We start from the raw sequence: 13,825 nt of genomic DNA on the forward strand, positions 1-13,825 counted from the left end.
AATGTTGAAAAACGAGAAAACCCTTTTAATAAAAGAAAAACAACAATTCCCATTAACAATTAAGCGTCTTGGAATCAACGGAGAGGGAGTCGGCTATTTTAAAAAACAAGTAGTCTTCGTACCTGGTGCATTACCTGGCGAAGAGGTTGTTGTAGAAGTAACGAAAGCCCACCTGAAATACGCAGAAGCCATTGTCAAAAAAGTACGTAAACGCTCAGAACATCGCGTCAAAGCACCGTGCATCGTCTATGAACAATGCGGTGGATGCCAGCTCCAGCATTTAGAATACAGTCAACAGCTGAAAGAAAAGCGCGACATTCTCATCCAAGCGATCGAACGGCACACACGCTTTGCGATTGAAGAGCTAGATATTCGCCCAACAATCGGAATGGACAACCCATGGCATTACCGCAACAAAAGCCAATTTCAAGTTGGCTTCGATCACGGAAAAGTCATTGCAGGCATGTATAGCATCGATTCCCATCGTTTAATTAACATCCCGGAATGCATCGTCCAACAGCCAGTAACAAATAAAGTAACAAACGTCGTCAAACAAATTCTCGCTGACTTCAAAGTGCCTATATATAATGAAAAAACAAGAAAAGGCATCGTCCGCACGATTGTTACACGTGTCGGAATCCAAACAGGACAAGTCCAAGTCATGCTTGTCACAGCAAAAAAAGAACTGCCACGGAAAGAAGCGATTATTTCAGAAATCAAAACTCGCTTGCCGGAAGTCGTTTCAGTCATGCAAAACGTTAACCCAAAACGGACATCCATCGTTTTGGGAGATGAAACGGTTCATCTATCAGGAAAAGAGATCGTTGAGGAACGACTAGAAGAATTCACTTACGAACTATCTGCTCGTGCCTTCTTCCAACTCAATCCCGAGCAGACGGTCAAACTATATAATGAAGTAAAAAAAGCAGCCGAGTTAACTGGAAAAGAAAAAATCGTCGACGCCTATTGCGGAGTCGGTACAATCGGTCTATGGCTTGCTGACGGAGCTGCAGAAATCCGCGGCATGGACATCATCCCCGAAGGAATTGAAGACGCAAAGAAAAACGCCAAAAAGCACGGCTTTGAAAATGCAACCTATTTCACCGGCAAAGCCGAAGAACTCATGCCAAAATGGGTCAAAGAAGGCTGGCGTCCCGATGTCGTTGTTGTCGATCCTCCAAGAACAGGCTGTGACCCGAAATTTCTCGAAACTATTTTAAAAGTGAAACCGAAGAAATTTATTTATGTATCGTGTAATCCGTCTACTTTGGCAAAGGATTTGCAGGTGTTAAGTAAAAAATATCAGGTGGAGTATTTGCAGCCGGTGGATATGTTTCCGCAGACTGCGCATGTGGAAAGTGTAGCACAGTTGATATTGAAGTGACAAGGTTTTTAAGAGAAAAATAATGTGAATTAATCTAATTTCCACCCATTTGCCACCGTTTTTCTGCATGCGGTGGCATTATTTCTTATTTTTTAAGAACTGTTCAAAAAGATTAATTGTTGATTCTTTCATTGTTTCAGTAACGTGGGAATACGTATCGAGAGTCGTAGACATCCTATTATGGCCGAGTCTTTTTTGAACATCTTTTGGGATAGCACCGGATTCTAACAACATTGTAGCGTGTGTGTGACGTAATGAATGAAAATTAAAGTTAATGCATAGTTCATAATTTACTACTCTACTTAGGTATTTTAAAGTGTTCATGGTAATAACTTGTCCATTTTCTTTAGTACAAACAAAATTTGAATTTGTGTAATATTCCTTATAAACTTCCTTGTTTTTTTCTTGATTTTCTTTGTGTCTCTTAAGAATATTCAATAATGTCTCCCCAATTAATATATCTCTATTTGACGATGTGGTTTTAGGTGTACCGAATTCAACTTTACTCCCTTTTAATATAAGTATTTGACGGACTTTAATAATTCCCTTTTTGAGATCAACATAATCCCAGGTTAAACCACAAACCTCCGATGCTCTCATACCAGTATGAAAAGCTATTTGTAAAGGAATATAAAATGAACTTCCTTCTGGAAACCTTTCAATTATTTTTTCAAAATCATCTCTACTAATGATTTTTAATTTATCATCTTTTAAAGATTCATCAAATTTCGGAAGTTTAATAGTTGATGCCGGATTATGTTTTATGAAATTATAAGGATCCACTCCCATTCTAAATGCTTTTTGCAATACTCCATTGAAGTTCGCAATAGAACTTTTTGAAAAACATTATTAGGAGCAAGCGGTCCGGAATTATTTAGTAATTTACCTCGAGGTACATCTGTATTACCAAACAAGCAAACTGAAAAATTATTAAAATCTTATGGGTTCCCTGGTTATGCTGATGGTATTGGAGATTTTTTCGATTTGTTTTTAAAAGGTGCTGACTCTGTTTGGAATTTTGCAACAGATAAATTTGGTTTAAATAAAATTGCTTTACCATCAATAATGAATAATCTTACTGGTAACCCTTTAAAATCAATTGGAGAAATGGCTACAAGTTGGATTAAGGATTTATGGGGTAATTGGTTTGGTGGTATTGGCGGCTCAGCTGGTGCAGGAGTGCAAAAGTGGGCGGGTATTGCAGCCAAAGCATTGTCAATGACAGGACAGTTTACGAAGGCTAATCTGGACAGATTGCTGTATCAAATGCAGACTGAATCTGGAGGTAATCCAAGGGCTATTAACCTATGGGATATTAATGCTTTAAGAGGGACTCCATCGAAAGGTCTTATGCAGGTTATTGATCCCACATTTAAGGCTTATGCAATGCCGGGCTATAACACGAATATTTGGGATCCATTATCAAACATTTTGGCATCTATTAGATACGCTTTAGCACGTTATGGCTCCCTTTCAAAAGCATATAGAGGTGTTGGATATAAGACAGGTGGATTAATCAATGATGAGGGGCTGTATCGCCTTGCTGAAGGTGGTTGGCCAGAATTTGTTATACCTACTGATCCAAGCAGGAGAACCGATGCTATGAAGTTATTGGCATTGGCTGGAAAACAAATTCAAGGAAATAAACGTCCTAATCAGTTGCCTAATATAACTACCAATTTTAATAATGATTATAAAGAACTTGTTAATCGTCAAGATCAACAAATATCCTTGATGCAAAGACAAATTGATTTATTAACTCAATTAGTTTCTTCATGGCCAATTAGTGTTCAAATGGATAAAAGAGAACTTATTAGACTGACTGCCGAAGACATGGGAAGTGAGATAGAAAGAATAAAAACTAGAAAAAATAGATTTGGGGGAGAAACATGAGAACAGTCACATATGCGGGTGTAGATATAAGTAGATTTTTTCTTATACAAAAAATTACACGTAGCATTCTTCCTCCTCGTGAAATTTCTACGTTAACTGTACCGTCCCGTCATGGTGCATACTTCACAGGTGCACGTTATGGGATTAGAAAAATAGATATTGAATTAACAGTGTTCGGGAACTCTCCTGTCGAATATATGAACATTATCCGTTTTTTTGCTTACTCTCTGGACATTGAAGAACCCACAGAATTAATTATATCCGATGAACCTGATAAGCAATATTTTGCAATCTTATCCGGGGATACAGATATGTTGGATGAATTAATGAGAATAGGTAAAGGTACTCTTACCTTTCTTTGTCCGGATCCATTTGCTTACTCAACGACTGAAAAAACGTTTGTTCCTGATGCGGATAATATATTTTTATTTAATAACGAAGGCACCACAACGACATTCCCTAAGTTTAATGTTAATTTTCAAAACGATGCAACATTTGTCAGCTTTATATCCCCGGATGGTGTCATTCTTATTGGTAACCCGAGTGAGCCGAGTCAAACGGTGTTGCCTAAAACGCAATACGTTTTAAACGATAAAATGAATACCACTATAGGATGGACTGACGCGGGTAATGCTTTAGATGCAGAACGGCAAAATGCAGGGTCTGTTGTGTCTGTAAATGATGCAATTAAAGCGAGTGACTATGGGCCAGGTACGGACGGAGCAAAACTGTGGCATGGTCCAGCCATACGAAAAAACTTATCCGAGCAAGTAAAAGACTTTGAAGTTCGGGCGCGAATGGATTTTTATTCACAAGATGGAACATCAAAATTAGACGGTGATCAAAAAGGTAGATTAGAAGTTTACATGTTTGATGTGTCCGGTAAAAAGATTGGCAAGTTTGTTATGAAAGATGTCTATAAGCATTACGAATTTAATATCCCTGAAATTTATATCCAAAATACAACTTTTTTAGAAAGACAACCTGCTGCTCCATCTGGTAAAAAAGAGAAACAAAAGCTTTATACGACTTACACCGTTAAAAAAAGTGACACATGGGCTAGTATTGCGAAAAAACATAATATGTCTGCAAATGACTTAGCAAAGCTAAATGGTAAAACAACATCCAGCAAATTGTCTGCTGGTCAAAAGTTAAAAGTCTATGATAAGACTGTTGTCAAAACAGTTTATCCGACTCATGTAGGAGAGTATAACGACTTTTACGGTGAATTTGTCTTATCTCGTGTCGGTACTAAGTGGTATGCTGAAATATCAAGAATGGATAGTAATTTTAAAAAAACTAAGACAATTAAAAAGACATTTTATGATACGGGTGGAAAGTTTACAAAGGCTGCCTTGTCATATATCGTTATCCATTTTGCAAAATATGATAATGATCCGGTAGCTCAAAAAATGCAGATAACTGATCTAAAAGTTCTTAAATATAACACGGATAAAGTAATCGATGTTCCTGCCATTTTTCAAGCAGGTGATGAGCTAGAGGTTGATTTAACGGATAGTTCTGTTTGGCTGAACGGTGATCCGTTTATGCAGAATGTGGATGTAGCAAGTACGTTTTTTCCAATTGTTGAGGGAGAAACTCAGGTTAAAGTAAATAGCGATGACCCTGCTGCAACATATAGTGCATCGTTTACAGAAAGATATTTGTAAAAGGGAGGTGAAATCCTTTGATTTTCTATTTAGATCGTCACGAAAAAGTCCAAGCTATCTTTACCAATAACGGTAGTCCAGACTCATGCCCGTATTATAACGACAAATTAATTGAGGACCTTGACACAGGGAATTCATCATATGAATTTTTTATCCCATCTAACCACCCAAATGCTATTTTAGTCGAAGAGGGTGGTTTTATTGTGCGGAAAAACCTTGATGGTGAATTAATTATGTTTACTGTTATGGAAATTGATGAAACCCACGCCAACTCGGGAGAAAAATATATTTATGCAGAAAATGCAGGAATGGAGCTATTAAATGACATTGTAAGACCATCCAGCCACATGTCAAAAAGCGCTGAACAAATATTGGACATTATTTTATTCGGAACTCGATGGGAACGTGGAGAAGTAGATTATTTTGGTGTCGGAAATTTTGTTTTTGAGAATTATAATAACGCTGAAACTGAATTGCAAAATGTAGCTAAAACACTTTCCGGAGAAAAACAATATCGAGTGAAAATGGAAAACGGTGAAATCACCCATCGTTATGTGGATTTATTAAAACAACGCGGCACAGACACCAAAAAGCGATTTGTCTATAACAAAGACATTTCATCTATTAAACGAAAAATTGATATGACTAACGTAGTAACCGCATTGATAGGAGTGGGAAAAGCTGATTCTGACGGCATTGATACGACTTTCAAAAGTATAGGTTATTACAAAAGTAAAGGACATAGTTTTGATAAACCCCTTAATCAAGATTGGGTTGGTGATCCAGAGGCCTTGCAACGATATGGAGTTAAAGGTAAACACCTATTTGGTGTTTTTCAATATGACACCAATAACGCAGAGGAGTTATTAGTCCTTACTTGGCAAGAGCTGCAAAACAGGAAAACCCCTTTAATTACGTATGAATTGGACGTGGCATTATTAGAAAGACTCACCAACCTTGAACATGAAAAAGTAAGATTAGGAGACAAAGTTTATGTCATCGATGAAACCTTTTCTCCTGCACTTTATTTGGAGGCGCGAATCAGAAGGCTAGAAACCTGTTTTAGCGACCCTACACAGGATCGATGTACGCTAGGAAATTATAAGATTGCTAAAAGCAATATCACCAAAGAAATGCGAGATTTGCAATCAAAATTATTAAAAAAAGAAGCCTTGTGGGATGAAGTTGGAGAAAGTATTTTTAAGGGTCCTTTACCTCCTCCAATCCATAGGAGCACATGGGAGGACGATGATTTAACGCAATCGTGGGAGGCGGAAGTTTATGGCTAATTATTCTAAAAAGCTAAATTTATACTTGTGGGAAGCGAAGGACGAAAAGCTTCGAACGTTTCAAGAACTCAATGCTAATGTTGAAAAACTAGAAGAGGCGATGGTTACAGAGCAAGATTTACCATATACCAAAAAAGGCAATGCGGCAGCGTTTCTCTCCAGCCTGTATCTAGGCAATGACCATAATCTTTTTGCTTATATGTCAGATGGTGAGTATGCAAACCTAGCAACTATGGAACAAAACGATATTGCGAAATTAGGAGACTTCAATATTCCAAGATTGTGGATTGCGGCAAGGGATTACGCTTCCTTTCGGACGAAAAAACTAGAAATCGTAAGAGAGTGGAATGAGGATGGTACAGCTAAAGTGCCTGCTCGTGAATTATATGATGTCGGTAATTTTTGCAATCATGCTATCGTACAGAGTAATGGCACGCAGACGCTTACTAAAGGCTCTAAAAATAAACTGTCTATTTTAGGAAACATTATTACTGCCTTTCCAATAGGTAATTTTGCGGCAAATAAATATACCATCCCGAGAACGGGAGTTTATGAAATTAATATAATCGCCAAAGTGACCGCCGATTTAACGGTTGCTAACTCGTATTTACGTTTTGGTTTTTTTAAAACCACCGGCGGAGTCGAAACCGATATCGATATGATGGACGAGGCATTATCAAGCTCCTACGCTACACCATTTGTTGGAGTCAGCTTTATGTATCAGTTTAATAAGGGTGATGTTGTACAGCCTTTTATCAATCCATTGAACGAAAATGTGACAATCGGGGCAGGAACAAAGTTTAATATTTTTTTTAAAGGCGACACACCAAGTTCCTAAGGAGGTGATTGAAAATGCCAACATGGGAAGAGGAAGTAGAAGATACCCCGTTGTGGTTAGACACGTCGGATCCCAATCAATATGTCCTTAGAACATTCAATGCTAATCAAAATCAATGGGTAACGATGAAAGGTGACAAAGGAGACAAAGGTGATAAAGGAGAAACTGGACCTGCCGGAAAAGACGGCATCGCCTATATGGGTACTACTGCTCCTAATAACCCAGCAACCAATTCTACGTGGTTTCAGACTGATTCCACCGGAAAGGTAATTGCGATAAAAAAATGGACAGGTAGTGCATGGACTACTTCAAAAATGGATGCTGATACTTTAAGTGTTGGAGAATTAAGCGCACTTTCAGCTGATTTGGGTAAAGTAACTGCCGGTAATATCACCGGTGTTACTATGAATCTAGCTGGTGGTAAATTTGTCGTAGATTCAGATGGTAATGTCACTGTAAAAGGGAAAATTGACGGCTCTACTATAACAGGTTCGAGCTTTACGACAACAGACAACTCTACCAGCGGACAAATTAAAATTGAGGGAAGTAATTTTATCTCCACAAAATATGGTACCAGTGGAAACGAGTACGTAAAAATTACTAATGGTACTCTTGAGATCAGAACGCTAAGCGCCTTCGCCAACTCGTATCAAACAGTCAAAATAAACGGGAACACTGGGATAAATATCACTACAGATGTTAATACTGATGCCTCTATGCGCTTTGATGTTTACGAAACTTTATCATCTCGAACAGATACCAAGTTTGGGATAAAGGCGACAAGTAACTTAGCGTCAGACATTATTACGTTATATCTTGAATCAGATGATAATGTCATCGTTAATGCGAGCAATATCGAGCTAAATGGTTTAATTAAATTCGGTAGTGCTTTTCGGTACAGTAACGGCTTTATCGAGGCTCCAAGTGGTTCCGTGTCAATTGCCCAAAATACGATTACAGCTGACACATTCTTTTTTGGTAAATATGGGGTGTTAAAGTATGATGCAGGAAGCTTATATGCGCCGAGTGGGAGTACCAAGATACAGGAAAATACGATTACTGCTAACACATATAACTTTGGTAATAACATTTTAAAATATGAGTCTGGATCTTTAACAGCTCCCGCAGGTAGTTTATCAATTTCACAAAACACAGTTAAAGCTAATACGATCACCCAATTATCAAATGCGGAATACAAGAAAAATATTGATGTTTGGAACTATAATGCTACAGAAATGATTCTTTCTACTCCTATTCGTCAGTTCCAATACAAGAATGAATTGGACGAAGAATTTCCTCACGTTGGGATTATAGTCCAAGAGGCACCTGTTTGGGCTATCGAATTAGGAGGTGATGGGGCTGATCTAGGTGCGATGGTAAGTATGTCTTGGAAATCTCTTCAGGAATTACATGAAAGAATAGAAATGTTAGAACAAAAACTAGGAGGAGCTGCGTAATGGAAGATATAGTGATATCTGCCCAAGAAATCATAAATAAACAGAGAGAAATGATTAGTAATCTGCAACATGAAAACTTGCTCTGCCAGATGACGATTCAAAAGCTACAACAGGAATTAAAGAAATACGAACCACAGGAAGAAGAAACCGAAGCCGAATAAGGCTTTTTTATTTTGTCTTTGTAGGAACATTCTGTTCATTGATAACGAATTTTTTACTAACAATAAAGGCAAAATGAATATGTCATTGGAACATCCTTTTATTATAAAGAAAGCTATGGATAAACTAGGAGTACACTTTATTATTTTTCACAATACCGAAAAAAATTGAATAGACTTTTCATGGTATGATAGAAGCATTCTTAGCTATAGGAGGCACTTTAGAAAGTGGATTTATTAAAACATGCAGTTGAGTTTATTCACACTTGCTACGGCGAATTAAACAAATCTGAAAAAGAATTAGAATATAGAATAAATGAAGTTAGGAACCAAATCCTTATAGAAGGGACTTATTCACACAACTTCGAGGAACTAGAATATGGGGCTAGAGTTGCATGGCGTAACAGTAATCGTTGTATAGGAAGATTATTTTGGAATCAATTAAGTGTAAATGACAAAAGATACTCTAATACCGAAGAGGAAATTTTCGAAGCATTAATAGAGCACATCAAGTATGCGACAAATAAAGGTCGTATCCGACCAACCATCACCATTTTTTCTGATACATCTACAAATAAAAAAATACGTATTTGGAATCACCAATTAATACGATATGCAGGATATGAAACTGATCAAGGTGTAATAGGAGATTCTTCTTCTGTTAGTTTTACAAAGAAATGCATTGAACTAGGATGGGAACCAAGGTATGGATCATTTGATATACTTCCTTTAGTTATTCAGATAAATGAAAATCGTCCTAAATTATTTGAGTTGCCCGTTGATCTCCCTATCGAAGTAGACATTCGCCATCCGGAATTAGAGTGGTTTAAAGATTTACATTTGAAATGGTATGGAGTACCTATCATATCTGATATGTGTCTTGAAATAGGTGGGCTTACTTATACAGCAGCTCCTTTTAATGGCTGGTATATGGGGACGGAGATTGGCGCTCGGAACTTAGCAGATGAAACTAGATATAATATGCTTCCTAAGATAGGCGACTTAATGGGACTGGATACTAGGAGTAACGCTACTTTATGGAAAGACAGAGCTCTTGTAGAGATGAATACAGCAGTTTTATATTCATTTAAAGAGGAAGGAGTAAGTATTGTGGACCATCATACGGCTGCATTGCAATTCAAGAAATTTGAGGAGAAAGAAAAGGAGAAAGGAAGGTCTGTTACTGGAAATTGGGCATGGCTTATTCCTCCGTTAGCACCAGCGACAACTCATATATTTCACAAGCCATATAAAAATGATACGGTTAAGCCAAACTATTTTTATCAAGATAAACCATACTAAATCGTTGAATTCTATTACTCATTACTTTAAGACGAAGAATGATTGAAGAAATGCGAAAGAAGCGCCCATCTTAATGAGTGCTTCTCTTATTTAAATCCTCTAAGCATATTGTTATATGGAACTGATGGTATACAGTTAATATCGTAATAACTATACTAAATATGCTGGATAATATAGTGCTTGCCAGGAGAAGTTTATATGTTTGTGTTTTAAACATTGTATCACCACTTTTTATTTTTAATATTTGCTTTGCTCATGAAATTAATACTAATTTTATGACGCAATATTAAATATTTATCTTTATAAACGTCAATAAATACTGATATATCAATATTTATAGATATATCCGGTATTAGGAAGATTATGTTACTAAAGAAAATTATAGAAATCTACTTAATTAGTCCATTAATTGGGCTATTTTTTTATACCTAGAGATAGATAAAAAGGGATGGGGGTGTGGTCAAATTGGAGGGAAGTGCAATGGAGAGCATCGTGCAAGACCACGAAAAACGTATTTTAGCGTTAGAAAAAAATTATGCGGATTTGACGAACAAAATGCAGGCAGTGGAGACAGGGCAATTAAGGATTGAAAAAACGCTCCTAGAAGAAGGTAAGGAACAGAAAAATCTAATCAATGAGCAAAAGTCACTTATCAATAAGCAAAGAGAGGAGCAAGAAGCCCTACTCAATCGTCTAATTGAGCATACGTTAAACATTAAACAAAATAGTAGCAACAAACGATGGGATTTAGCTCTTGCCATATTTGGTGGCGGAGGCTTAATTTTTGGCGTTTTATCTTTAATTTTTAAATAGGAGATGTTTATATTGAAAATTAACTGGAAAGTACGATTTAAAAACCCAATTTTTATTGCGCAAATCATACTGGCAGCTCTGACTCCACTACTAGCTTATGTGGGTCTATCCTTTGCTGATTTAACCACATGGCGCACGTTGTGGGACTTAGTTGTACAAGCTTACAGCAACCCTTATTTATTAGCATTAATCATTATCAGCGTTTTTAATACGGTTACTGATCCCACAGTTAAAGGAGTAGGGGATAGTAAGCTAGCCTTAAGATATGACAGACCAAGGGACGATAGCAAGTTTGTAGAGTAACGAATAATCGTTGCTCTTTTTCTATTTAAATTAAAAGGAGATTGATAGTTTATGAATATCAACCAAAAATTTATCCCTGCTTCAAATACATTCACTCGCCCAGGCATTAAAATGAATCCTGAATATATCACAATCCATGAAACGGATAATACTGCAAAAGGGGCAAATGATGAAGCTCATGCAAGATTACAATACAACGGTAATAGCCGACAAGCATCATGGCATTTCCAAGTTGATGAAGACTCCATTTATCAGTCTTTACCCACAAATGAGGTAGGATGGCATGCAGGTGATGGCAGAGGACCAGGTAATATGAAATCGATTGGTATTGAAATCTGTGTAAATAGTGATGGCGATTTTAAGAAGGCGGTAGAAAACGCAGTGTGGTTGGTTCAGTATCTAATGGATCAACACAATATCCCTGCATCAAAAGTGGTTCAGCACAACAATTGGAGTGGAAAGAATTGTCCTCGTTATTTAAGAAGTGGTGATAAGGGTATCACTTGGAATGATTTCTTAAACAAAGTTAAGGGTGGGGAATCATCATCTAAGCCTGTGGAAGGTCCAAAACCTTCGAAGACTGAATCAAAGCCAAATAATTCAGCTGCACCTACTAAAACTGATAATCTTGGTCTAGTCGATTGGATGAAGTCGAAAGGTATGGATTCAAGTATGACCAATCGAAAGAAGTTGGCCAAGCAATATGGTATTAAAAATTATTCAGGAAAAGCTGAACAAAATACTTCCTTGCTTGCTAAATTAAAAGCTGGTAAACCATCAGAACCAAAGAAAGAGACAAAACCAGCATCTAAACCTAAAACAAAAAAAGTTTATCTCCCAGCAAGTGATCCATCATGGAGAGTTTACCCAACTAATAAAGCTCCTGTGAAGGGTAATGAAAAAGGATATTTGAATCCTAAAAAGTTTGGTGGGCTATCTTACGAGATTCTTGGCAGTCCACAGAAAGACGTCTATACAATTAAGACCGATGACTTTGGCACTGTGAATATTTACGCAGCACCATCTACTGGAGCAAAAATAAAATAAATTGTGCGGATGTATATTTTGAATGTCAATTGCTAAAATTAATATTCCATCACGATTCCACATTAAAAGCCCTTCCTTATAGGAGGGGCATATTTTATCGATTTCTTTTATTTTTAGCGTATTCTTCAACTTCTGAACGTAAATATAAACGAGTCTTTCTTACATCCCCGAATTCGACAAATGCTTTTATTTTTCCTGCCGCAACCGACTGATTAAACCCCGGAACGGACTGGTCCGTAATTGATCTAGCTTCATCCTGCATGATTAAATTTTCTTCAATCCATTTTTTGATTTGTTCATTTTTATTCATCGGTGTGATCCTCCTTCTTAGGTAAATGCAATTCTTCTAGCTTTAAACGTCCATTATAATAAGCTTCCTCGGCAGTTTTGAAGCCTGACTTGTAATATTGCTTGCCTTTAACAGTTATCCATGCACGATACCGCAATTCTTTTGATTTGCGTGTACGATATTTTGATACTCCTCTGAATCCGGTAGAGCTGTCCTTTCGTGGCTCTTTGTCTTTAAACAAAGGTTTCACTACCCCATCCACACGTTTATTTTCATATTCCTCACGGAGATTTTTTATCTCTAATTCTTTTTTCATACATCCACAAGATTGAGTTTGCCCTGTTGTCAAATATATGCCAACCACATCGATATTTTCATTACCACAATCGCACTTACAGCGCCACATAATTCTACCTTTCTTTCGTTCCGGTAGTTCTCTTATAACGGTTAATTTACCAAATTTCTTTCCGGTTAAATCTAGCTTTTTGGACATTATAGAACCCCTTGCCTTTCAGAACTCCCCCAATGTGGGAGAGTCTATTAAAAGATTTTTTCTAAAACGACTGCGTTTTCAATTACGATTTCATTATCATCAAGACCATCATCTTTATTAGTGATACGGTTCCCAGCGATGATGTAGCAATGATATGTAGCAAATGGACCTTTAAAGTCATCGTATGTTTCTAGGTTCCACGCTGACGTCCCATCTAGTTCAAACATTTCTTCATATTCTTCTGTGCCGTATTCGGGAAATTCTCTTTCGTCCTCACGATCAATGTTGTGACGACTGTTTTCGCAAATTTCACCGATTTCTCTTTCCTTATCTTCGAAGCGAATACCGATGTAGTAATATTCACCTTCAAATTTTTCTAATGCTTTCTCACAAGCTTCTTTAATGTTCATCATCTTTATTACCTCCCTTTGTTTATATATAAATAATATCATGTAATTAATTATATGTAAAGGGTTTTTATAAACTTTTTTATTCTTTTATATAAACGGCTCTCGGTTCGTTATCATCCATATATTCCAAGACTTTTATTAACTCTCTTACAGCATCTTCTTTCTTGTATTTATCGTCTCCTTCAAGTTGATTAGCAACGTGTAATATCCTTTCTTTTATGTGTGTCCAATCTCTATAGCCCCTAAATGAACTTGGACAGTAAGAGTAATAAATATTATACTACTTAATGTACCAAGGAGGCTGACATAATGAAACGAACAAAACACTCAAAAGATTTTAAATTACAAGTCGTAAAAGAAGCCACTGAGACAGACAATAATTCGTTAGTAGCACGTCGATACGAACTGAATCCGAACATGGTAAGTCGTTGGATTCGTGAATATAAAGATGGCAAATACGGTGAAGTAGATGTTACTGT

At 36.9% G+C, this 13,825-nt stretch carries 16 protein-coding genes; 12 read left to right on the forward strand and 4 right to left on the reverse strand.

The annotated features are described in order from the left end of the window. Nucleotide 1: 1 nt before the first annotated feature. A complete protein-coding gene (gene rlmD / locus B5V89_RS16560; RefSeq protein WP_108073046.1) occupies nt 2-1,384 on the forward strand; it encodes a 23S rRNA (uracil(1939)-C(5))-methyltransferase RlmD in 1,383 nt (460 codons plus the stop codon). A 78-nt stretch (nt 1,385-1,462) separates the two neighbouring features. Here rlmD and B5V89_RS16565 read toward each other — a convergent pair whose 3' ends face one another. Further along, complete coding sequence (locus tag B5V89_RS16565; RefSeq protein ID WP_244913524.1) at nt 1,463-2,191, reverse strand: tyrosine-type recombinase/integrase; 729 nt, start codon at nt 2,189-2,191, stop codon at nt 1,463-1,465. Nucleotides 2,192-2,368: 177 nt separating this feature from the next. Here B5V89_RS16565 and B5V89_RS16570 point away from each other — a divergent pair, with 177 nt between their 5' ends. From B5V89_RS16570 to B5V89_RS16610, 10 genes are all read left to right on the forward strand, one after another. After that, nucleotides 2,369-3,277: a lytic transglycosylase domain-containing protein gene (locus tag B5V89_RS16570; RefSeq protein ID WP_213083812.1), complete on the forward strand. Its 909-nt coding sequence runs from the start codon at nt 2,369-2,371 to the stop codon at nt 3,275-3,277. Then, on the forward strand, nt 3,274-4,947 hold the full coding sequence (locus B5V89_RS16575; RefSeq protein WP_108073048.1) for a distal tail protein Dit: 1,674 nt from the start codon (nt 3,274-3,276) through the stop codon (nt 4,945-4,947). The genes B5V89_RS16570 and B5V89_RS16575 overlap by 4 nt, the downstream gene beginning before the upstream one ends. Before the next feature lie 17 nt (nt 4,948-4,964). After that, nucleotides 4,965-6,236 carry a phage tail spike protein gene (locus tag B5V89_RS16580; RefSeq protein WP_108073049.1) on the forward strand — a complete coding sequence of 424 codons (1,272 nt, stop codon included), beginning with the start codon at nt 4,965-4,967 and terminating at the stop codon, nt 6,234-6,236. Continuing rightward, entirely contained in the window at nt 6,229-7,074 is an 846-nt protein-coding gene (locus B5V89_RS16585; RefSeq protein WP_108073051.1) for a hypothetical protein, read from the forward strand. Before B5V89_RS16580 ends, B5V89_RS16585 begins: the two co-directional genes overlap by 8 nt. Before the next feature lie 50 nt (nt 7,075-7,124). After that, a complete protein-coding gene (locus B5V89_RS16590; protein WP_142406534.1) occupies nt 7,125-8,531 on the forward strand; it encodes a tail fiber domain-containing protein in 1,407 nt (468 codons plus the stop codon). Then, nucleotides 8,531-8,692, forward strand: coding sequence for a hypothetical protein (locus B5V89_RS20215; RefSeq protein ID WP_181294699.1), 162 nt, complete (start codon nt 8,531-8,533; stop codon nt 8,690-8,692). The genes B5V89_RS16590 and B5V89_RS20215 overlap by 1 nt, the downstream gene beginning before the upstream one ends. A gap of 225 nt (nt 8,693-8,917) precedes the next feature. After that, a complete protein-coding gene (locus B5V89_RS16595) occupies nt 8,918-9,991 on the forward strand; it encodes a nitric oxide synthase oxygenase (RefSeq protein WP_108073054.1) in 1,074 nt (357 codons plus the stop codon). A gap of 480 nt (nt 9,992-10,471) precedes the next feature. Beyond that, entirely contained in the window at nt 10,472-10,804 is a 333-nt protein-coding gene (locus B5V89_RS16600) for a hypothetical protein (RefSeq protein WP_142406535.1), read from the forward strand. 3 nt (nt 10,805-10,807) lie between these two features. Next, nucleotides 10,808-11,107 (forward strand): phage holin, encoded by a 300-nt coding sequence (locus tag B5V89_RS16605; protein WP_108073058.1) that lies wholly within the window; start codon nt 10,808-10,810, stop codon nt 11,105-11,107. A gap of 51 nt (nt 11,108-11,158) precedes the next feature. Next, nucleotides 11,159-12,154: an N-acetylmuramoyl-L-alanine amidase gene (locus B5V89_RS16610; RefSeq protein WP_108073060.1), complete on the forward strand. Its 996-nt coding sequence runs from the start codon at nt 11,159-11,161 to the stop codon at nt 12,152-12,154. A 94-nt stretch (nt 12,155-12,248) separates the two neighbouring features. Here B5V89_RS16610 and B5V89_RS16615 read toward each other — a convergent pair whose 3' ends face one another. Genes B5V89_RS16615 through B5V89_RS16625 form a run of 3 tightly spaced genes read right to left on the reverse strand, consistent with a single transcriptional unit; the run spans nt 12,249 to nt 13,349 of the window. Continuing rightward, nucleotides 12,249-12,464 carry a hypothetical protein gene (locus B5V89_RS16615; RefSeq protein ID WP_108073062.1) on the reverse strand — a complete coding sequence of 72 codons (216 nt, stop codon included), beginning with the start codon at nt 12,462-12,464 and terminating at the stop codon, nt 12,249-12,251. After that, nucleotides 12,457-12,936 (reverse strand): hypothetical protein, encoded by a 480-nt coding sequence (locus B5V89_RS16620; RefSeq protein ID WP_108073065.1) that lies wholly within the window; start codon nt 12,934-12,936, stop codon nt 12,457-12,459. Before B5V89_RS16620 ends, B5V89_RS16615 begins: the two co-directional genes overlap by 8 nt. Nucleotides 12,937-12,983: 47 nt before the next feature. Further along, the gene (locus B5V89_RS16625; protein ID WP_108073067.1) at nt 12,984-13,349 is read right to left on the reverse strand and encodes a hypothetical protein; all 366 of its coding nucleotides are present in this window, start codon (nt 13,347-13,349) and stop codon (nt 12,984-12,986) included. Nucleotides 13,350-13,655: 306 nt separating this feature from the next. Here B5V89_RS16625 and B5V89_RS16630 point away from each other — a divergent pair. Further along, nucleotides 13,656-13,825 (forward strand): transposase (locus B5V89_RS16630; RefSeq protein WP_142406536.1); only part of this gene is annotated, 170 nt, incomplete at its 3' end.

The sequence above is a fragment of the Heyndrickxia sporothermodurans genome (assembly GCF_003055045.1).
GTDB classification, from domain to species: Bacteria; Bacillota; Bacilli; order Bacillales; family Bacillaceae_C; genus Heyndrickxia; species Heyndrickxia sporothermodurans.